This is a genomic window from Pantoea eucalypti, from assembly GCF_009646115.1.
GTDB lineage: Bacteria > Pseudomonadota > Gammaproteobacteria > Enterobacterales > Enterobacteriaceae > Pantoea > Pantoea eucalypti.
Window position 1 is genome coordinate 2,382,203 of record NZ_CP045720.1, and the last position, 19,605, is coordinate 2,401,807.

Genomic DNA, 19,605 nt, shown 5'->3' on the forward strand with positions numbered 1-19,605 from the left:
TTCAACGCCACTCACTCTTTTAGTAAAACGCTGCGTTCCCCGCTTCTGCCCGATGCCGTTAAGTGGTAATTTGCAACGCAATTTTAATAAGAACCCGGCCCTCATGAACCTCGATATCTATACCTTATTTATTTGCGAGCTTTATGTACTGGGGTTTCTGAGCATCATCATGGTCTTTGCCTGGATTGGATCGCAGTATGACCGCGTTCTGGGCTTCACCTGCCTGTCGCTGATATTTACCCTGATTTCCGTGTTCTTAAGTAGCCTGCGCAGCAGTGGCCTGCATTTTCTGCCGGTTGCGGTGGGCAATGTTTTAGTGATGCTGGCTTATGGCGGATTGTTAAATGCGTTGCGGCGCTTGAGTGGCAAACCCATCGGTACCCACTGGCTGCTGGGCGCGCTGCTCTGGGCACTCCTCTGCTGCTTTCCGGCCTTCTATTACAGCTTGCCCAGGCGAGTATTTGTGCTGTGTATCGCCTGTATGGCCTATACCGCAGCATTTATTCAACTGGTCTGGCTGGCTCGTGACTCGCTAAAATCGACTTTCTGGCCTGCACAGTTGCTGCTGTGGATTCACCTGCTGTTTCATCTGGCGCGCATTTTTCTGGATAGCGCCATTGCCAGTACCAGGCATGGTGCCATTGGCGGATCGGACTTCTCGGTTTACGTGATTCTGGAGTCCATTCTGTTTGTCATTGGCCTGACATTTACCATTCTGGCCATGGTGAATGAGCGGATGCAGAGCGTGTTGAAACACACTTCCCTGCACGATCCGCTGACCAGCGCCTGGAATCGCCGTGCTTTATTTAACGAAGCAGAAAAAATTGTGGCGCATTGCCGCCGTCAGAACCGGCCTTATAGTGCAATCCTGTTCGATCTTGATCACTTCAAGAGCATTAATGATCGGTATGGGCATCAGCAGGGTGACCAGATTTTGATCCACTTTTGCGGCATTGTCAGAGAGCTGATGCCTGCTGACGGGCGCTTTGCAAGGCTGGGTGGAGAGGAGTTTGCGGCGATAATCCCGGCCGGAGCAAAGGAGACGGAAGCCTGGTGTGAAGCGACACGACTGGCGGTTTGTAAGTCACAGCCCAATGAGATTACCTATTCAGTCAGCATTGGATTCGCAACGCTGACCCAACCGCATCAGGGCTTTGAGGATTTACTGGCACTGGCAGATGCGGCGCTTTATCACGCGAAAGCCAGTGGCCGGAACTGCACTGCGCAGCATCCGGTCCCGGCTGCACTCACTTAATGATGTGAGTTGTGCGATCTGCGGCAGCGTTTGTCATAGTGACGCAGCCAGTAATAACGATCTTCTACCTTTTCACGACCACTCAGACCGGCGCCCACCAGCCATAGCAGCGCACCAATAAAGATGCCTAAAATCGCCCCCTGAGCCAGAAGCTGTGGCAGATCAAGTGAGGGGAGCTGATTAATAATTGAGAAGCCGACGCCCAGCACCATTGTCACTAATCCCAGTACCATCAAGCTGTTACCTGCTACACGGCAGTGTTGGTATTTCATGCTGCACCCCCATCCTTATGAGAAAATGACCGCACACAATGTTAAGTGCCATAAGTTTAGGCAATGGGTAAAGATTACGTTGCGGACTGGATCACACATCAGTCATAAAGCATTCCCTGGCCCTGAGTCCAGCCTGTTGATTTAGATAGAAAATGATTAATCACTTCACTGAACCATTTCGGCGCTTGTGCTTTGTCATCCTGGCTGTGGCGAAGTAAACTAACGCCCTTTCGCAATAACAGCAGGATAATCATTGTGAGCAGCATTAAACTGATTGTGGGCCTTGCCAATCCGGGCGCTGAATATGCCGCCACGCGCCACAATGCGGGTGCCTGGTATCTGGATTTACTGGCTGAGCGCCACAATCAGTCACTGAAAGAGGAAGGCAAATTCTATGGCTACACCGCCCGCCTGATGATCGCCGGAGAGGATGTGCGCCTGCTGGTGCCGACCACCTTTATGAACCTGAGCGGTAAAGCGGTTGCGGCGATGGCGACCTTTTATCGCATCGCGCCGGAAGAGATTCTGGTGGCACACGATGAACTTGATCTGCCACCCGGCGTAGCCAAGTTTAAACAAGGCGGCGGGCATGGTGGTCACAACGGTCTGAAAGACATCATCAGCAAACTGGGCAACAACAACAATTTTCATCGGCTCCGCATCGGCATCGGGCATCCCGGCGATCGTAATAAGGTAACCGGATTTGTACTGGGCAAGCCGCCTGCCAGTGAGCAGAAGCTGATTGATGATGCCATTGATGAAGCGGTGCGCTGCACCGAACTGTGGCTGAAAGAGGATCGCATTAAGGCGATGAACCGGCTGCACGCCTTCAAGCCTGCTTAAACGCCCGAATCGTCGTGATTCCGTGTATAATGCGCGAAATTTTTCTATTCGTCTCCGACAGTCCGTCGTCTGACGTGCTGTCCATCCAGTTATAAAGGGTATCAAACCATGGGATTCAAATGCGGTATCGTGGGCCTGCCGAACGTCGGTAAATCCACTCTGTTCAACGCGCTGACCAAAGCGGGCATCGAAGCGGCTAACTTCCCTTTCTGCACCATTGAGCCAAACACCGGTGTGGTGCCAATGCCTGACCTGCGTCTCGACCAGCTTTCTGAGATTGTTAAGCCACAGCGCGTGGTGCCGACTACCATGGAATTCGTCGATATCGCGGGTCTGGTGAAAGGCGCGTCAAAAGGTGAAGGCCTGGGCAACCAGTTCCTGACCAACATCCGCGAAACCGAAGCGATCGGCCACGTGGTGCGCTGCTTTGAAAACGACAACATCATCCACGTGGCGGGTAAAGTCAACCCGGCTGAAGATATTGATGTGATCAACACCGAACTGGCCCTGTCCGATCTTGAGACCTGTGAACGTGCGATTCAGCGTGTGCAGAAGAAAGCCAAAGGCGGCGACAAAGATGCCAAAGCCGAGCTGGCTGCACTGGAAAAATGCCTGCCGCATCTTTCTGAAGCAGGCATGCTGCGTTCACTGGATCTGGATGCAGACGACAAAGCGGCCATCCGCTATCTGAGCTTCCTGACCCTGAAACCCACCATGTACATTGCTAACGTCAATGAAGATGGTTTCGAGAACAACCCGTACCTGGATCAGGTGCGCGCTATCGCCGAAGCAGAAGGTTCTGTGGTGGTGCCTGTGTGTGCCGCTGTTGAGTCTGACATTGCTGAGCTGGAAGATGAAGACCGTGACGAGTTCATGGCCGAACTGGGACTGGAAGAACCGGGCCTGAACCGCGTGATCCGCGCCGGTTACTCGTTGCTTAACCTGCAGACCTACTTCACCGCTGGCGTGAAAGAAGTGCGTGCATGGACCATCCCGGTTGGCGCAACAGCCCCACAGGCAGCCGGTAAAATCCATACCGACTTTGAGAAAGGTTTTATCCGCGCCCAGACCATCGCGTTTGAAGACTTTATCGCCTATAAAGGCGAGCAAGGTGCGAAAGAAGCCGGCAAGATGCGTTCAGAAGGTAAAGAGTACATCGTGAAAGATGGCGATGTGATGAACTTCCTGTTTAACGTCTGATTTTTTCATGCGGTTTAAGCAACCCCATAAAACCTGACAGACTCGCTAAGACCCACGCAATGGCGTGGGTTTTTCTTTTTAACGCTCTCACAGTAGTGTCTGTCAGCAGATTCCCGCAACGCTGGAATCATGACTTAAAAGTTTACTGCTTTAGCTCCTCTCCTTCTTCTGCAAAACCCGCCAAAAGAATCTAAAGCTACCTGAGCGCACCCTCTTCCCCTTCTCTTCACCTGAAACGGCACCTGTTCAGCCACGGATAAACTGCGCCTCACACTGCCGGGCGATCTCCCACAGCCTGTTACGGATGACCTGCTTAAGTTGCAGAGTGGACTGCGACTGCGGCTGGTCACGGCGGCTGATCAGCATCACTTCAAACGGCAGAGGTTGTGCTATGGGCAGCAGCTTTAACTGTTCGGCATAGCGGCAGGCGGTGAAGAGATCCACGACGCCCGTGCCGCCGCCTGCCAGCACCATATCTGCAATGACCGAATAGGTTTTAATCGACAATGACACGGCGGGGTTCAGTTTCTTATCGCGCAGCGCACGGTGAAGTACGCGTCCAAGCGGATCCTGCGCCTGCATCATCAGTAAATTATTGTTGCACAACCACTCCAGCGTAACGGGTTCATGCCAGTGATGAGTGAGCGGTAGCAGCGCCACCATGGAGGACTGAAACAGAGGCTCGGCCAGAAGATCCGCATCGACCTGCTGACCAAAGACCAGCGCGAAATCGAGCTGATTATCCAGAATCATCTGGCATAAGGTACTGAAGTGCTCGGTGACCAGTTCCACACTGACCGAGGCCATCTGTTGCCGCCAGGTGACCAGCGCGGGAGCCATCACCATCTGACCAAACGCGTGAGCGGCGCCAACGCGAACGAGTTGCCCTTCGCCACGCCTTAGCTGTTCGGTGAGCTGGGTAATGGATTGCAGGCGCTGGCAGAGATCCTCTATTTCAGGCAGCAGACGTCGCCCTTCTGCCGTCACACTCATTCCCTGTAGCCGTCGCTCAAACAGCGCAAATCCCAGCTGCTGTTCAGCGTGATTCAGCACACGGCTGATATTCGGCTGCGACACATTCAGCAGGCGCGCCGCTGCGCTGATGCTGCCGGTCTGTACGATGGCCTGAAAGACTTCTATATGGCGGAGCCGCATGATGATTTACCCTGGATGGAATACCGGACACGGAGGCCTCTTCAACCAGCTGTACCGGCGGAGAGTGAGAGCAATCATTATCCTGCTGCAAAAACTGTACCGCAAAACCAGTGCAGCCCCGGCATAAAGTTGCTACGACTGCGTACTCGCCAGATAGGAGAATGCACTGAGTAAGCTGATCAACGTTTCCATTTTCTCCGCCTGATACGCCACGGTAACGGCATCAAGGCGCGTGACGCCGGGGATAAGACTGAACAGATCGGCCAGTACAGGTTTAGTGGCCTGAAGCCGCATCGTGTAAGGTGCCGTCAGGCGGGTTGTGCTCACCTGATGGAGATGTTGCAGTGCGGCACTTGCCGCGGCAGCGATCGCATGCTGTGCCGCCTGCGGACTGACCGATTCCGCGCAGGTATGCGAAATGGCGCGCTTTACACAGACGTAATCGACCGCTGGGTAATATTCCGCTATCCAGCTCTGTAACTGATCGTCACCCGTGACCAGCAGCAATGGCGTGCCCTGTTCAGCAGCGGCAGCCGCATAAATATCGGTTTCGCCCATCACCAGATCATTAATATGGATACGCCAGAATGCCCGACCGTTAATGGTATGCGCCAGTACGCCAGATTCACCTGCTGCGCTGTGAAATCCCACCAGAAACAGCCCGTCGAACGTCTGCTGTTCTATCCCCTCCACCATCGACAGGCAGCGGGGTTTGCCCTGCACCAGTCGGGCGCGGGGATCGATATTTTCCGCACGCAAATTGGTCATCTGAGCATGGCTGTCTGCAACCACCACTTCGGTTGCCCCACCCGCAAACGCACCCGCAATCGCGGCATTCACTTCCTGCTCCATCAGACCACGGGCGATCTGATGCTCCGGGTGGCCGGGTGAACATTGCTCCGGGCGCATGACCCCCGCGATACCTTCAATGTCGGCCGAGATAAAAATTTTCATGAGGTTAATTTATCCAGAATCTGCGTCAGTGAGGGACGATGATGACCGCGAAAGCCAGTAACAGCCTCTGCGCTCAACAAGGCATCGAGTACAGCCTGTTCCGTTGCATCCGCTGCGGCAGCAAACAGCGGCTCCAGCGTGTCGTCCTGTGGCGGCAGTGGCAGCGGTTGCGTGGAAAACGCCACGGCAATATCGCCCGAGCCGTGTCCCCAGTAACTGCCCAGCCTTCCAAGACCGGCACCGGCTCGCTTCGCGATGCGCTTTAGCTGCCGTGTGTCCAGCGGGGCATCTGTTGCCATGATGATGATGACAGAGCCGGCATCACGCTGCGGCGCCTCTCCGGCGAGCAGCGGCGCAATCATCTCGCCCGCCCGGACGCCATCCAGTGTGAGTGCCTCCAGCGCGCCGAAATTGGCCAATACCAGCACGCCAAGCGTGGCGTTGAGTGAAGGAATTACCCGTGAGGCGGTTCCGATGCCCCCTTTCAGACTGAAACAGCTCATCCCGCGTCCCGCGCCGACGCTGCCACGCGCGAAGTCTGCGGAGGCCGTCTGCAGCGCCGCCTTAGCCATATCCTCACTGATTGCCAGCGCCTGGATATCATTCAGCCAGCCATCGTTGCACTCCAGCACCAGTGGATTCACCGTGGGCAACGTCCTACCCAGTTCCGGGTTACGACGGATGGCATCGCGCACCAGCGCGGTAAACAGCGTGCCAACCGCCAGCGTGTTACTGAGCAGAATCGGCGTCTGAAGCACGCCAAGTTCCTCTATCTGAACCAGTCCGACGGGTTTCGCAAAGCCGTTCAGCACCTCAGCCCCACACGGCAGCGGTGTGAGAAACAGATTATCGCCCGGCGGCAGGATAGCGGTGACGCCAGTCTGCTTTTCGCCTTCATTCAGCGTGTAATGTCCGACACGCACGCCCGCAACATCGCTGATGCGATTAGTGGGTCCGCAGGCGCTTCGTGGCTGCCCAAGCTGACGCAGGTTACGCCAGCGATCAAGCAGCAGATCGCGCTGTAGTTGTTGGTAATCCATCGTCAGCCTTTGAGTTTGGGATCGAGTGTATCGCGCAACGCGTCGCCAAGCAGATTGAATGCCAGCACGGTGATAAAAATCGCCAGCCCTGGAAATACGCTCATGTGCCAGGATCCGGCCATCATCATGCTGCGGCTCATCGCCAGAATATTGCCCCATTCCGGCACGTCTGGCTCCGGACCCAGTCCGATAAAACTCAGGCCCGCCGCAGTCAGAATACTGGTACCAATGCGCATGGTAAAATAGACAATTACGCTGGAGAGCGTGCCGGGCAGAATATGCCGCAGAATAATCACGCGGTCTGGCGCACCGGCACAGCGTACGGCTTCAACATAGGCAGCCTGCTTCAGAGAGAGCGTCGATGCCCGCACGATGCGGGCAAATACCGGCACGCTGAATACCGCGACCGCGATAATGACATTGTTAAGGCCCGTCCCCAGCAGCGCCACCACCGCAATGGCCAGCAACATGCCGGGAAACGCGAATAAGACGTCGGCACCGCGCATGATCAACATATCAACCCAACCGCCGTAATAGCCCGCCAGTAACCCGAACATGACCCCGACCAGCATGCCGATCGTCACCGACAGCACGCCGATATAGAGCGAAATACGCGCGCCATAGATAATGCGACTAAGCAGGTCGCGCCCCAGTTCATCGGTCCCCATCCAGTGTGCCGCCGTTGGCGGTGACGATAACGCCATCCAGTCCGGGGCCATAGGATCCCAGGGCGCCAGCCAGGGCGCAAAGATCGCCACCACAATCAACAGCAGCACAAAGCCGCCTGAGACCAGTGCCAGAGGGTTACGCACGAAGGCATGCAGGAAATCACGCCACGGCGAACGAATGATCTGAGGCGGGTTGTCAGTCAGCAATTGACTACTCATTTCGGCTCCTGTCGCAGGCGAATGGCTGGGTTAACTACCGCGTAAAGCAGATCGACCAGCAGATTAATCACAATAAATTCAAACACGAACAACATCACGAGTGCCTGAATCACCGGCTGATCCTGCGCTTTGATCGACTCAATCAATAACCAGCCTAACCCTGGCCAGTTGAAAACACTCTCGACGACGATGGAGCCACCCAGCAGAAAACCGAACTGCAGACCCAGCATGGTAATCACCGGAATGAGCGCATTGCGCATCACATGCTTCCACGTTACCAGCCGGTTACGCAGTCCTTTGGCTTTGGCGGTGCGCACGTAATCTTCCTGCGCCACCTCAAGAAAGGCCGAACGGGTAAAGCGCGCCATGACCGCCGCAACCGACGAACCCAGCGTGATGGCGGGCAGGACAATATCGCTGGCCTGGTTAAAACCGCTGACCGAAAACAGCCCAAAAGGCATCGCGACGAACTGAATAAGCAACAGCCCCAGCCAGAAGGCGGGCATCGAAATACCGCCTACCGCCACGCTCATCAGCGTCCAGTCCTGCCATCTTCCCCGTTTCAGGGCCGCCATCACGCCGAATAACAACCCGAGAATAACGGACCAGGTAAAACCTGCTAAGGCCAGCCACAGCGTCGGCATAAAGCCCTGTCGAATCACCTCCCGCACCGGTTGCTGAGTGCGATAGGTGGTGCCCAGATCGCCCTGCAACAGGCTGCCGATCCAGTGGAGGTACTGCTGCGGCAGCGGATCGTTAAGCCCGAGATGCTGACGCGCCGCCTCGATGGCCTCGATGGGCGCATCCGGTCCGGCATAAGCGCGCGCCGGGTCGCCCGGCATGAGCTTGATAAAACCGAATACCAGCAACGAGACCACCAGCAAAACCGGGATCATCTCCAGTAATCGGCGAATGATGTATGCAAACATGCCATTCCCTGAAATGAGGTGTGACTGGCCTCCTCACGTCTCCGCCCCGATCCAGAGTGGTGACGAGAGAAGAACCGTCTTATTTAAAGGACGCCTGAGTGAACAGGAAATTGCCATCAGGCAGCATTGAAACGCCGCTCAGGGTGCTACGCTTGCCCACCAGGTTATCTGGCGTACCAAGGAACGCCACCGGCGCTTCTTTCCACAAGACCTTTTGCGCCTGTGCATAGGCAATGCCGCGCTTTGCCGGATCGGCCGTCGCCAGCCCGGCTGCAATCGCTTTGTCTGCGTCAGGATTACTGAAGTAGGAGACGTTATAGGAGGTCGGCACCCAGGATTCGGTGGCAAACAGCGGACGCAGCGCCCAGTCGGCATCGCCTGTTGAGGTCGACCAGCCACCATAATAGAGGTCAAACTCGGCCTTTTTCGGGTCCTGTACACCCCACAACTTAGCGTTGCGCGTGCCGGAATCCATCGGCGTCACCGTGGCCCGAATGCCTGCCGTGGCCAGTTGCGCTTTCAGCACCTGAGCGGCACGCACGCTGGCCGTGGCATTGGTCACCCAGAGCTTAAGATCAAGACCATTCGGATAGCCTGCCGCTTTCAGCAAAGCTTTGGCCTTATCCGGCGCATAACTGTACTCAGGATCGGTTTGTTTCTGGTAGAACTGTACGCCTTCCGGTATAGCGGATGTGGCAGGTTTACCCAGACCGGCAAACGCCACTTTCAGCCACAGATTACGATCAATCGCATAGTTGATGGCCTGACGCACCCGAACATCCGCCAGCGGCTTGTGCTGCGTGTTGATCGCCATGTAATAGAGATAAATGCTCGGATCGCGCTGAATGGAGAGATGGCTGTCCTGTTTCACGGCAGCGATCAGGTCTGAAGGCAGTGGCCAGATGGCATCCACTTGCCCCGATTTTAATGCGGCGACGCGTGTCGCATCTTCCGGACTCGGCGAGAAGATCACATGGTCGACTTTAGGCCATCCCTTCTGCCAGTAACCGTCATACTTTGCCAGCGTGACCGCTTTGCCCGGTGTCCAGTTAACAAATTTAAACGGACCGGTGCCGACCGGATGCAGTCGCAACTGCGCTTCGTCCGGGTATTGCTTAAGAATGGATGGACTCCACATCACCGCCGAAGGATGCGCCAGCGTGTTGATAAAGGCCCCGAACGACTGATTCAGATCGATTTTTACCTGGTCGGGTGCCATTACCGTGACCTTATCGATCATTTTGTAGAGGCTATTACGCTTCAGCCCTTTTTTCTGATCTGCCAGACGATCAAGGTTCGCTTTGACGGCTTCGGCATCAAACGGGGTACCGTCCTGGAAAGTGACACCTTTGCGCAGCGTCAGCGTAAATTCGGTGGCACTGTCATTAGAGGTATAACCGGTCGCCAGCCAGGGCTGCAGCTTCATCGTGGGATCAAACTGGAACAACCGCTCAAAGATGCCGCTCTGCACCGAGTAGCTGACATTATCCGAGGTGTCATGTGGATCCAGCCCCGTGATATCGGCATACATTGAAATGCGCAGATCCTGTGCCTGCGCAGTCATGACCAGCGTCGTCGTCAATGCGAGGGCTAGCGAAGTACGGCGAAACAGCGTTTTCATAGATTCTCCTGGTCGTTGAGGATAATTACAATGCAATGCCGTCAGCGACCCAGTGCTGGGGCGCAACCTGGCGATAACGGGGTTTAGTGACCGTTTCACCCACCTTACGCAACGGCGAGGGAATTTCGCTGTCATCGAAAAGACGGGGCTGACGGTTCTCTGGATCGGCGACTGGCACGGAAGCCAGCAGACGTTGGGTATAGGGATGTTGCGGCTGATTAAAGACCGACTGACGTGGTCCAAGCTCCACAATCTGGCCGAGGTACATCACCGCGACGCGATTCGCAATACGCTCGACGACCGCCATATCGTGAGAGATGAAAATCCATGCCACGCCCGTTTGCTGCTGCAGGTCCATCATCAGGTTCACCACCTGCGCCTGAATTGAAACATCGAGTGCTGATACCGCTTCATCCGCAATAATCACTTTCGGTTTCAGCGCCATAGCGCGGGCAATGGCAATACGCTGACGCTGACCACCCGAGAATTCGTGCGGATAACGACGCGCATGCTCTGGCAGGAGACCGACGCTCTTCAGCAGCGCATCAATCTGTGGGGAAGCCTGTTCCAGTGAAGAGACCATGCCATGTAACAGTAACGGCTCGGCAATGGTAAAACCCACTGTCAGGCGGGGATTCAGTGAGGCATAAGGATCCTGAAACACCATCTGGATTTCACGGCGGAGCGGCTGGAACGCGGCCTCTTTCAGGTCAGAGATTTCCTTTCCTTCAAAATGAATGCTTTCAGCGTCACTGTTGATGAGGCGCATCAGCGCCCGTCCGGTTGTCGATTTGCCGCAGCCGCTTTCACCCACGATGGCCAGGGTTTCACCCGGCCACAGACTGAAATCAATCTGTTCCACCGCATGCACATGATGCGTAAGGCCCGATAAGATGCCGCTGCGGATGGGGTAATAGACTTTCAAACCGCGCACATCCAGCAGCGGCGCAACGTCATAGCGAGCGGTTTGCTGTTCGCTTTGCACAGCCTCGCCCGCACCCGGCAGAGGAAAGCGTTGCGGCCACGTGTGTTCCCGCATATCGCCGAGTTTTGGCACTGCCGCCAGTAACGCCTGGGTATAAGCGTGCTTCGGGGCGGCAAAAATCTCAGATACGGTTCCCTGCTCGACCACTTCGCCTCGCAGCATGACCACCACGCGATCGGCGATTTCCGCTACCACGCCCATATCATGGGTGATAAACAGCACCGCCATCTGTTTCTCGCGTTGCAGGTCACGCAGAATATGGAGAATGCGCGCCTGAACGGTGACATCCAGCGCAGTGGTCGGCTCATCAGCAATCAGGAGTTGCGGGTCACAGGCAAGGGCCTGCGCAATCATCACACGCTGCCGCATGCCGCCTGACAGCGAGTGCGGATAGCTTTTCATAACGCGATCCACATCGGCGATTCGCACCTGTCGCAGCAGTTCACGCACGCGCGCATGGGCCTGCTTTTTGTCACACAGATGGTGATCGCGTAATGCCTCTGTAAGCTGATCATCAACGCGCAGCACCGGATTCAGCGACGTCATGGGCTCCTGAAAGACCATCGCCATTTCACGGCCACGCAGTGTGCGGCGCTGAGCGTCATCCAGCGTTTCTAATGCATGTACGTTTCCGCTCCGGTCGCAAAACTGCATACTGCCGCGATCGATACAGCCGTTATTTGCCAGCAGGCCCATCACAGCCAGCGACGTGACAGATTTACCGGAGCCGCTTTCGCCCACGACAGCGACAATTTCACCGGGATGAATGGCAAAACTGATGCCTTTGAGTGCCTGATTTTCACCACTGCGTCCATGAAACGAGACGCTGAGATCCTGAATCGCCAGCACGGGGGATGGCAAGGCAGCGCGGGTTGCAGGAGAAGTACGTTGTGTGTCCGTCATCGTCGCCTCGCAGAGTTATAGCCAGATGCGGCCTTCGGAGTAGCTCAAAAAAGGAGAACTGTCGGCGGCAAGCCAGATGGGGCCATCCAGATCGACGAACTCTGCGTTAACCGCGACGGGCAATGCTGCATCCATGGCCAGTGACGAGCCCAGCATGCAACCGACCATGATGCGCATATTCAGCGTCCGGGCTTCATCCGCCATCGCCAGCGCTTCCGTCAGGCCACCGCACTTATCCAGCTTGATGTTGATCATTTCGTAACGATCGCGTAATCCGGCAATATCCACCCGTGTATGGCAGCTCTCATCGGCACAGACCGGTATGGGATGCTTAAAGCGTTGCAGGTCATGATCCTGTCCAGCGGGAAGCGGTTGCTCGACCATCGCAATATTGAAGGCCTTCAATGCCACCAGCAGGCTTTCAAGGTCCAGCCCCGACCACGCTTCATTGGCATCGATAATGAGCGTGGCATGCGGTGCCGCCGCACGAATGGCCGCCACTTTTTCCAGAATCTCACTGCGGTCGAGCTTAATTTTGAGCAGGATAGCGCCACGTAACACGGCATCCGCCGCTGCAAGAGCCATATTTTCCTGCGTATCCAGGCTAAGGGTTTCTGCAGTCACAACTGACTCTGGCTGAGAGCACGCACTCATTTGCCACAGCGTCTGATTCGCCCGGGCGGCATCAAGTCGCCACAGCGCACAGTCCAGCACGTTGCGCGCAGAACCTGCGGGTAAACGGTGTTGCAGATCATGACGGCTCAGGCCCGACTCTACCTCAGTACGAACGGCTTCGAGCATGGCCTGAACGCTCTCCGGCGACTCATCGTAACGCGCCGTCGGGGTACATTCGCCCTGCCCGATGAACCCCTCCTGCTCCAGTGTGACCCGGATGACCGTCACGGCGGTTCGGGTACCGCGTGCGATAGCAAAGGGTCGTGCCAGCGGCAGCTCCACCACCTCAATCTGCAACTGTCGCATTTCAGCCACGCTCCTGAAGCAGTGCGGCGATCTCATCAATACCAAAGCGCACCGGATCCGTGGCCGGTAAGCCGAACTCAGCGCTGATTTCGGCGCAATAAGCGAGCGCCTCTTCTTCACTGTAATTGGAGGTGTTGATTGCAAAGCCAGCGAGCTGAACCGACTCACTGGTCACCTGCGCGGCACGCAGATTGGCTTCCACGCACGCCTGCAGGCTGACCATGGGCTGGTGTGGCAAATGACGCATATGGGGACGTCCCATTTCATGACACATCACCAGCCAGTGTGGTTGCGCACCGTGCATCAGCCCCATACTCACGCCCGCATAGGAGGGATGGAACAATGATCCCTGCCCTTCAACGATATCCCAGTGGTCCTCGTCATTCGCCGGTGACAGCGCTTCTGCGGCACCGGCAATAAAGTCAGCGATGACCGCATCCACAGCAATACCCTCCCCTGCGACCAGAATACCGGTCTGTCCCGTGGCACGAAAATCAGCTTTCATGCCGCGCGCACGCATCGCAGCTTCCAGCGCCAGAGAGGTGTACATCTTGCCCACAGAGCAGTCCGTACCCACGGTCAGGATGCGCTTACCTGAGCGCTTCTTACCGCTGCCCACACTGAGCGCCGGACGCATATGACGCAGGTCAAACAGCGCAACACCAGCAACCTGCGCAAGCGCGACCAGTTCAGGTTCGTCCACCAGCCGATGGTGCAGACCACTGGCCACATTCATACCTGCCTGAATGGCACTTTTAATCGTTTCCAGCCAGTGTGCAGGCAGATAGCCGCCGGCATTAGCTGTGCCTAGTACCAGCGTTTTCGCGCCACGTGCTTTGGCGCCGGGAATATCCAGTTCATCCAGACCCAGACTGACCGTGCAGCCCGGCAGTTTAATTTCGCCAACGCACTGCTCCGGCCGCCAGATATGAATACCGCGCGCCGTTTTTGCCGCGAGGGGATCGGTAACATCGCCAAGAAAGAGTAAATAGGGTTGTGGGATTAGCATGTTGTCTCTCGTTTCAGCCAAAAGATCAGGTTCTGAAACCACTATTTCATGCGTTCTGAAAGGTGACGAATGCTTGTTTAGCAGGAGGGTATAACGGCAGGTTATAGCCAGAGGGAATAGTGATGATGGGTGAGTTTTTCAGGGGGTTTGGCACAGGGAATGGGTTCAAGCAAGGGGTGGGTCATAGGAAAAAGATTGCGTTCGGGGAGAAGGGATGGATATGGGCAAGGGGAGGAAATGGTTTATCCAGCACTTAATGCCACTGGTAGATTTGAAAAGTCGAACTACAGAAACATAGTTTGGCCGCCTTTGGAGTTAGTGAAATCACAAAATAATCAGCTCACTGCTGGCAGTTTATTTTATCTCTAACTTGAGTGCGAATGATTACTTCATAAGCGTCTTGTTCGCATAGCCTGGCTTTATTAAACTCTTCTTCGCTTATCTCAGACTTAACATCTTTATTAGAAATCCCACCAGCATCATAGTTGATAAAATACTTTCCATCCTCTTGGGTAATAAACATGCCGTAGCCACTAAATATAGTCTTTCCCATCATTTACTCCTTTCTTTAAACTATATTAATAAAAAATTCATTTACTGACTTTGTGATCTATAATTTCATCTGGAATTCACCCAGAAGTATATACGCCAGGCGGCCAAAAATTATTTGCACCCGTCTCATGCCATATAGAATACGCAGGTTCTGCTGAACTACTGATTTTCGCTGGGTGGACTCGCAATTCAGCGGGTTGCCTGCGCTATACCAGAGTCGTTGTTCCTTAACTGCCTGCGCACCTTCCTGCGACAATAACCAACTGCCGTTATCGTATTTCTATCATGTCTGGCTGAACGTATATCATCACGATTTTCAAGGCTCAGGACGTTACTGTAATCGAAGTCGCGCCGAAGAAACCTGAATTTTGCATGGCAATCCTCATTATCGAAATCTATCAACGACAGGTCTGAGAGAAAAAAAGAAAAGATTCGCGGAAGGGGTATTCCGCGATAACAGCACTAAAAACAACTACGGGTTATTTCATGCGACGCTGCTGGGCGACGCTAGCGAGGCGTTGTGTGCGGCAGTACATGGCAAACAGGACAAAACCCTGCCCATTCAGTACCCAGCGGGCACCCACTAAAGCAGCGAGTGCCAGAAGCAGCCACAGGCCCGAGTGGCTAGCCGTAACAACGCTGTAGCTCAGGAGTAAAACAGTCGATATAAGCAACATTGCACAGACGTAAGCCAGTCCCGCCACACCAGTTGTATGGCCCCGCGCAAGCAGGTAACTGGCCGTGAGTATCGCGCCAATAACAACAATTGAGGGAACAAAAAAACTCAACGCATGTATCTGTGGGCTCAGAGGAGGTAACGCGTGCAGAAATGTCAGCAGATTAAATGCAAATGCAACCAGCAGCAGCATCAGCACTATTGCAACCGGGAAGCCGTTTTGCCGGGGCAGCGACTCAGAAGGCTGTTTAAAATAGCGTTCAAGCTCTGAAGTGGAACGGGCAAGTATGGAATCATCCTGCCGTGCGATTGCCTGATCTATTTCGCGCCCCTGTTGCAGGAGTTCAGTGATATTTCGCCCGACAAGCCATGATAAAAATTGCATTAAATTACCGCCAGTGACTGGATTGTTCCCACGATGTAGCGTCCGGTACGCGGCACGTTACCTGGAGCAGCAATGATACCACTGACAGCACTGCCAGCCACAGCCGCTGCGCTCGTGACGACCTGTGCGAGTTGCTTAACAAGTTCTTTTTGCACCGGTTCTACAGGAAAACGTTTTGGATAGAGTCCTGCACGGATGGCGGCTTTAAGCTCTTTATTAGTTATACCCGGGTTTTGTGCCTTGATGATTAATTCAGTAAGGCGCGCCCGGTCCTGCCTTGGATAGTTCCTGAGCCACTCCGTGGCTTTTAAAGAAGAGACCGATTTCATTGCTCGCCATGTTGCCAGAGCTTCTTTTAATGCACCGCCCACACTGGCAAGTGAAATGATGACGCTGACCAGGCCGGACAAGATAACGCTGTGCGCCATCTGCATAGATGATGCCAGCCTGATAAAACTCCCGCGTACAATCCATTGCCGCACCCAGCGCTTTGAAATCAAAATCGGGTGCCCCATAACCGGTCAGTCTCGCGATGTCATAACCCGGTAAGTTATTTTCGGGATTCATTCCTGGCAGGTTCATTTTATCTCCTTATAAGCTCAACAGGGTAAAAATAGATTTCTTGAGATATTAAATTTGAAGAGAAAAACCAGTCATTATCACATCAGTTTTATATATCGTTAAGCATACAACCCACAAAAAACCCTATCATTTTTTGATTGAAAAAAATGCTAGATGCTCCATTTATTATCACTGCAATAATGACATCAAATAGCAACCATAAATTCCATCAGAAAAAGATCATAACAAATTATTTAGCATCTGAAATAGAATTCACCATGCCCCTGCCATCGTGAATATATCGCTAGCAGGTCTGCTTGCCATTCCTTCCAGCAGCAAAGGAATAAAAAATCGCTATCGAACATTCGCATCCATCATATAGAGCCAACTTATAAATATTGGCAACTTGTTAATATGTCATTGCACAAATATTATAAAATAAGATCTTGATAAGACTGGTAATTTAAAATCAGCCCCACTCAATGTATATCCCACAATTAAATGATCTCTCTTCCGACTGTACCGTTATCTCTCCCCATTCAAAATTCCAAACATGACCATAAGGAGGATCTTTTAATTCACCCTTATAATTATTGGGATATCTATTAAGCATCCATTCAAACATTCTTTTTTCTTCTTCCTTTAAAGCCTTTACATTGGCTCTTTTTTCCCAATCAGATAGACTTTTATAAAAATCACCGGTTTTGCTAGTGAGGAAAACAAGCGCCTTGAAAGAAAAAACAGCCGGATTGAATTCCACAGTAAATGGTTCATCGTGCCAACTGACGTCTTCTAAAAAAAAACGATATTTTCCAACTGATGTCAGATCATCAACTGAATTAAAAAAAAAGGACTTAGTAAAAGCCTCGTAAGATGAAAGATCTATTTCACTCCCATCTATATGTAAAGCTCCACTTGACTCGTCTAAATTCATTATTTTCATATGTCAATTACTTTTCCAGGTTTCAGTTTAAGCCGAGCTTCTTCCGGAATATAGAACTGCAGCCCTCCCCCTTCTCCATGTTTAGGATTAGCTTCAGCACGCCCTCTGGCTACAAATATATCTTCTGTAACGTAATAAGCTCTCACCTTTGAACGCATTGGATATGCTGGGTTCAACTCAACTTGCAAAGCTTCATGATAGCCAAGTGGATCACCTTTATGTTGTCTGACTGTAGGATGGCTTACAGTATATGCAGGTAACTGATCTCCATTAGGATGAAGGGCATAAAGTATCGTACCTTTTTTTATTACCGTATTCTCATAAACATCGACACCTGGATAAGATTTATTCCCTGGTCCCTGCCACTGCGTTGCTTCTTTCGCAGGGTTGTTACACTTCATCAACCCCTACGGATCCACCCACCCCAGCGCATTCGGCGCATACTGGTAAAGGTTGAGCCCGCCAGCCAGCCCTATCGGGTCCTGCTGGGTGAACCGTCCGCTGTCCGGGTCATAATAACGAAACAGATTGTAGTGCAGTCCGGTTGATTCGGCCCCTCCGGTGCCTCACCCCCTTGAGGCCATCGCTGAAGCGATGTTCAAATTTGCTTATGCAAATTAGTCCCGGTCCAGGTACTGGCCCTGCATCCGCAGATTCTGCTCCACCACCGGAACTCGCTCGCTGGATTCACGCAGCAGCTTGACCCACGGGCTGTTGATCCCTTCCCAGGCTTTTTGCCCTTCACTGTCAGTCAGCAACTTCGGCATCCCGTTGGCCGCAGATATGTAGACACTGCTTTCTCAGCATCTGACATTTTAAAAAGCAATGGGTTATCGTAATCATTATAAATTTCCAAATAAGCTTTTACTGAGTTGTGGATGTCATTGTGCTCAAGACTTTCATTCACTATTTTTTTTATTGTAAGTTCATACTTTTTAATAACATCATCAAGCTTATTTTTTCCATAATTGTTAGTTTCATGTTTTATTAATAATAAAGTATCATTCAGGATTTTTATAACTTCACTCTTTTTCATATTAAAACCTATGGCGTGTTAATTTTTTTAAAATTTAAAATCTAACTCTGTTCCCATTCTCGAGGAGGAATTATTTTTTCAGCTTAACCATTAAAGATTGCACCAGATTTTGTTACTTGAGGGGCAACTTAAGCAATCTACATTATTGTACCCTTAGGTACCAGTCTTGTATTTTTCGATTCAGGTAGCAACGCAGCATCAATTTTTGGTTGAATACGACCACCTGCACTTGATGTTGAGACGAATGAACCGCCCACATCAGCCCGTCCTCCATAAACACGGTATAAGACAATATATTATGTTGTAATAACAGTTTCGTAATCACTATTTGTAAATATAGCAGCGAGTGATTCTGCAAGGGGCCTTTTCTTAATTTCTTTATATTTTCCTTGAATTTTTTACAATTCAACCCCCACGGATCCACCAACCTCAGCGCATTCGGCGCATACTGGTAAAGGTTGATCCCGTCTGCCAGCCCTATCGGATCCTGCTGGGTAAACCGTCCGCTGTCCGGGTCATAATAACGAAACAGATTGTAGTGCAGTCCGGTTGATTGGGCCCCTGCTGTGCCTCACCCCAGGGGCCATCGCTGAAGCGATGTTCAAATTTGCTAAAGAAAGTCAGTCCCGGTCCGGGTACTGGCCCTGCATCCGCAGGTTCTGCTCCACCATCGGAAATCGCTCGCTTGATTCACGCAGCAGCTTGCCCCACGGGCTGTTATTTCCTTCCCAGGCTTTTTGCCCTTCACTGTCAGTCAGCAACTTCGGCATCCCGTTGGCCGCATTATGGAACCAGTAAATCTCCGGGCTTTCCACCCCATCAATACGCCCCAGGGGCTCATAGCTCTGGCTATCGCTGTACACATAGGTCAGCGGAGTGCCATCGTGGATCTCCTGCAGCAGGCGATAGCCTTCCCACACAAAGCGCGTCGTGATGGCGTTGTCAGACGGTCTTCCCAGTAACAGCGGCTGGCTGGTTTTACTGATGCGGCGTCCCAGCGGATCGTAGCGAAAACTCACCTTAGTGAGCGTCTTGTTAGGGTCGCGCGGCTCGCTGCTCACCTTCGTAAGACGATGCTTACCATTGTAACGGTAGTGCCAGCGGGTATGCCCTTCATCTCTCTCAGTGGTAAGGCCATGAATGTCATATTGCCAGCGAATACCGTGCAGTCCGGTGACACGGTTATGCACCACATGCGTTGCAGTATGACGATCCAGCTGGTTGCCTGCGCCATCCCAGCGCCACTGTTCATAACCCGGCTGCGCACCGTCCTGTGACAACAGCCGACCAGCGTTATCGTAGTTCTTTAATGTCTGGCTGAACGGATTATCGTCGCGCTCTTCACGGATCAGGTTGCTGCCATAATCGAAGTCGCGGCGACGGGACCAGACGCGCAGCGCATATAGGATAAGAGGTGA

18 protein-coding genes and 3 pseudogenes are annotated in these 19,605 nt (G+C 53.1%); 3 read left to right on the forward strand and 18 right to left on the reverse strand.

The features are described from left to right. Nucleotides 1–103: 103 nt before the first annotated feature. The gene (locus EE896_RS11020; protein WP_140915551.1) at nucleotides 104–1,255 is read left to right on the forward strand and encodes a GGDEF domain-containing protein; all 1,152 of its coding nucleotides are present in this window, start codon (nucleotides 104–106) and stop codon (nucleotides 1,253–1,255) included. Here the strand turns inward: EE896_RS11020 and ychH are convergent. Continuing rightward, nucleotides 1,252–1,527, reverse strand: a complete 276-nt coding sequence (gene ychH / locus EE896_RS11025) for a stress-induced protein YchH (RefSeq protein WP_008926152.1) — start codon at nucleotides 1,525–1,527, stop codon at nucleotides 1,252–1,254. The genes EE896_RS11020 and ychH overlap by 4 nt on opposite strands. A gap of 255 nt (nucleotides 1,528–1,782) precedes the next feature. Between ychH and pth the strand changes: the two genes are divergently transcribed. Both pth and ychF read left to right on the forward strand, forming a co-directional pair. Further along, nucleotides 1,783–2,370: an aminoacyl-tRNA hydrolase gene (gene pth / locus EE896_RS11030; RefSeq protein ID WP_003850818.1), complete on the forward strand. Its 588-nt coding sequence runs from the start codon at nucleotides 1,783–1,785 to the stop codon at nucleotides 2,368–2,370. Nucleotides 2,371–2,478: 108 nt separating this feature from the next. Next, the gene (ychF, locus tag EE896_RS11035) at nucleotides 2,479–3,570 is read left to right on the forward strand and encodes a redox-regulated ATPase YchF (RefSeq protein WP_003850816.1); all 1,092 of its coding nucleotides are present in this window, start codon (nucleotides 2,479–2,481) and stop codon (nucleotides 3,568–3,570) included. A 246-nt stretch (nucleotides 3,571–3,816) separates the two neighbouring features. Here ychF and EE896_RS11040 read toward each other — a convergent pair whose 3' ends face one another. The 17 genes and pseudogenes from EE896_RS11040 to EE896_RS11120 all read right to left on the reverse strand — a co-directional run. Then, the gene (locus EE896_RS11040) at nucleotides 3,817–4,725 is read right to left on the reverse strand and encodes a LysR family transcriptional regulator (RefSeq protein WP_140033501.1); all 909 of its coding nucleotides are present in this window, start codon (nucleotides 4,723–4,725) and stop codon (nucleotides 3,817–3,819) included. Nucleotides 4,726–4,857: 132 nt separating this feature from the next. Continuing rightward, nucleotides 4,858–5,679, reverse strand: a complete 822-nt coding sequence (locus tag EE896_RS11045; RefSeq protein ID WP_039660403.1) for a M55 family metallopeptidase — start codon at nucleotides 5,677–5,679, stop codon at nucleotides 4,858–4,860. Beyond that, nucleotides 5,676–6,719, reverse strand: coding sequence for a DmpA family aminopeptidase (locus EE896_RS11050; RefSeq protein WP_140915550.1), 1,044 nt, complete (start codon nucleotides 6,717–6,719; stop codon nucleotides 5,676–5,678). The genes EE896_RS11045 and EE896_RS11050 overlap by 4 nt, the downstream gene beginning before the upstream one ends. A 2-nt stretch (nucleotides 6,720–6,721) precedes the next feature. Continuing rightward, entirely contained in the window at nucleotides 6,722–7,606 is an 885-nt protein-coding gene (locus tag EE896_RS11055; protein ID WP_008926148.1) for an ABC transporter permease subunit, read from the reverse strand. Beyond that, on the reverse strand, nucleotides 7,603–8,535 hold the full coding sequence (locus EE896_RS11060; RefSeq protein WP_003850806.1) for an ABC transporter permease: 933 nt from the start codon (nucleotides 8,533–8,535) through the stop codon (nucleotides 7,603–7,605). The genes EE896_RS11055 and EE896_RS11060 overlap by 4 nt, the downstream gene beginning before the upstream one ends. Nucleotides 8,536–8,614: 79 nt before the next feature. After that, nucleotides 8,615–10,156 carry a glutathione ABC transporter substrate-binding protein gene (locus tag EE896_RS11065; RefSeq protein WP_078804331.1) on the reverse strand — a complete coding sequence of 514 codons (1,542 nt, stop codon included), beginning with the start codon at nucleotides 10,154–10,156 and terminating at the stop codon, nucleotides 8,615–8,617. Nucleotides 10,157–10,181: 25 nt separating this feature from the next. Beyond that, entirely contained in the window at nucleotides 10,182–12,044 is a 1,863-nt protein-coding gene (locus EE896_RS11070; RefSeq protein WP_078804330.1) for an ABC transporter ATP-binding protein, read from the reverse strand. A 15-nt stretch (nucleotides 12,045–12,059) separates the two neighbouring features. Further along, nucleotides 12,060–13,025, reverse strand: coding sequence for an N-acetyl-D-Glu racemase DgcA (gene dgcA, locus EE896_RS11075; RefSeq protein ID WP_078804329.1), 966 nt, complete (start codon nucleotides 13,023–13,025; stop codon nucleotides 12,060–12,062). 1 nt (nucleotide 13,026) lies between these two features. After that, nucleotides 13,027–14,034 (reverse strand): N-acetyltransferase DgcN, encoded by a 1,008-nt coding sequence (gene dgcN / locus EE896_RS11080; protein WP_008926143.1) that lies wholly within the window; start codon nucleotides 14,032–14,034, stop codon nucleotides 13,027–13,029. Nucleotides 14,035–14,374: 340 nt separating this feature from the next. Continuing rightward, complete coding sequence (locus tag EE896_RS11085) at nucleotides 14,375–14,587, reverse strand: hypothetical protein (protein ID WP_008926142.1); 213 nt, start codon at nucleotides 14,585–14,587, stop codon at nucleotides 14,375–14,377. Nucleotides 14,588–15,065: 478 nt separating this feature from the next. Further along, complete coding sequence (locus EE896_RS11090) at nucleotides 15,066–15,647, reverse strand: hypothetical protein (RefSeq protein WP_153574560.1); 582 nt, start codon at nucleotides 15,645–15,647, stop codon at nucleotides 15,066–15,068. Continuing rightward, a pseudogene (locus tag EE896_RS11095) lies at nucleotides 15,647–16,229 on the reverse strand (hypothetical protein). Before EE896_RS11095 ends, EE896_RS11090 begins: the two are co-directional and overlap by 1 nt. Nucleotides 16,230–16,677: 448 nt before the next feature. Continuing rightward, on the reverse strand, nucleotides 16,678–17,142 hold the full coding sequence (locus tag EE896_RS11100; RefSeq protein ID WP_238343215.1) for a hypothetical protein: 465 nt from the start codon (nucleotides 17,140–17,142) through the stop codon (nucleotides 16,678–16,680). 5 nt (nucleotides 17,143–17,147) lie between these two features. Further along, the gene (locus EE896_RS11105) at nucleotides 17,148–17,552 is read right to left on the reverse strand and encodes a hypothetical protein (protein WP_153574561.1); all 405 of its coding nucleotides are present in this window, start codon (nucleotides 17,550–17,552) and stop codon (nucleotides 17,148–17,150) included. A gap of 9 nt (nucleotides 17,553–17,561) precedes the next feature. Next, a pseudogene (locus EE896_RS22875) lies at nucleotides 17,562–17,930 on the reverse strand (RHS repeat-associated core domain-containing protein); the annotation flags it as partial. Next, nucleotides 17,903–18,187, reverse strand: coding sequence for a hypothetical protein (locus EE896_RS11115; protein ID WP_140915548.1), 285 nt, complete (start codon nucleotides 18,185–18,187; stop codon nucleotides 17,903–17,905). The pseudogene EE896_RS22875 and the gene EE896_RS11115, both read right to left, overlap by 28 nt. 142 nt (nucleotides 18,188–18,329) lie before the next feature. Beyond that, nucleotides 18,330–19,581, reverse strand: a pseudogene (locus EE896_RS11120) (RHS repeat domain-containing protein); the annotation flags it as partial. Between the last annotated feature and the right edge of the window lie 24 nt (nucleotides 19,582–19,605).

Excerpts from the sequence above, each read along its gene's own strand:
- EE896_RS11020 (WP_140915551.1), top strand. The coding sequence starts at position 104 with ATGAACCTCGATATCTATACCTTATTTATTTGCGAGCTTTATGTACTG.
- ychH (WP_008926152.1), bottom strand. The coding sequence starts at position 1,527 with ATGAAATACCAACACTGCCGTGTAGCAGGTAACAGCTTGATGGTACTG.
- ychF (WP_003850816.1), top strand. The coding sequence starts at position 2,479 with ATGGGATTCAAATGCGGTATCGTGGGCCTGCCGAACGTCGGTAAATCC.
- EE896_RS11040 (WP_140033501.1), bottom strand. The coding sequence starts at position 4,725 with ATGCGGCTCCGCCATATAGAAGTCTTTCAGGCCATCGTACAGACCGGC.
- EE896_RS11045 (WP_039660403.1), bottom strand. The coding sequence starts at position 5,679 with ATGAAAATTTTTATCTCGGCCGACATTGAAGGTATCGCGGGGGTCATG.
- EE896_RS11050 (WP_140915550.1), bottom strand. The coding sequence starts at position 6,719 with ATGGATTACCAACAACTACAGCGCGATCTGCTGCTTGATCGCTGGCGT.
- EE896_RS11055 (WP_008926148.1), bottom strand. The coding sequence starts at position 7,606 with ATGAGTAGTCAATTGCTGACTGACAACCCGCCTCAGATCATTCGTTCG.
- EE896_RS11060 (WP_003850806.1), bottom strand. The coding sequence starts at position 8,535 with ATGTTTGCATACATCATTCGCCGATTACTGGAGATGATCCCGGTTTTG.
- EE896_RS11065 (WP_078804331.1), bottom strand. The coding sequence starts at position 10,156 with ATGAAAACGCTGTTTCGCCGTACTTCGCTAGCCCTCGCATTGACGACG.
- EE896_RS11070 (WP_078804330.1), bottom strand. The coding sequence starts at position 12,044 with ATGACGGACACACAACGTACTTCTCCTGCAACCCGCGCTGCCTTGCCA.
- dgcA (WP_078804329.1), bottom strand. The coding sequence starts at position 13,025 with ATGCGACAGTTGCAGATTGAGGTGGTGGAGCTGCCGCTGGCACGACCC.
- dgcN (WP_008926143.1), bottom strand. The coding sequence starts at position 14,034 with ATGCTAATCCCACAACCCTATTTACTCTTTCTTGGCGATGTTACCGAT.
- EE896_RS11085 (WP_008926142.1), bottom strand. The coding sequence starts at position 14,587 with ATGGGAAAGACTATATTTAGTGGCTACGGCATGTTTATTACCCAAGAG.
- EE896_RS11090 (WP_153574560.1), bottom strand. The coding sequence starts at position 15,647 with ATGCAATTTTTATCATGGCTTGTCGGGCGAAATATCACTGAACTCCTG.
- EE896_RS11100 (WP_238343215.1), bottom strand. The coding sequence starts at position 17,142 with ATGAATTTAGACGAGTCAAGTGGAGCTTTACATATAGATGGGAGTGAA.
- EE896_RS11105 (WP_153574561.1), bottom strand. The coding sequence starts at position 17,552 with ATGAAGTGTAACAACCCTGCGAAAGAAGCAACGCAGTGGCAGGGACCA.
- EE896_RS11115 (WP_140915548.1), bottom strand. The coding sequence starts at position 18,187 with ATGAAAAAGAGTGAAGTTATAAAAATCCTGAATGATACTTTATTATTA.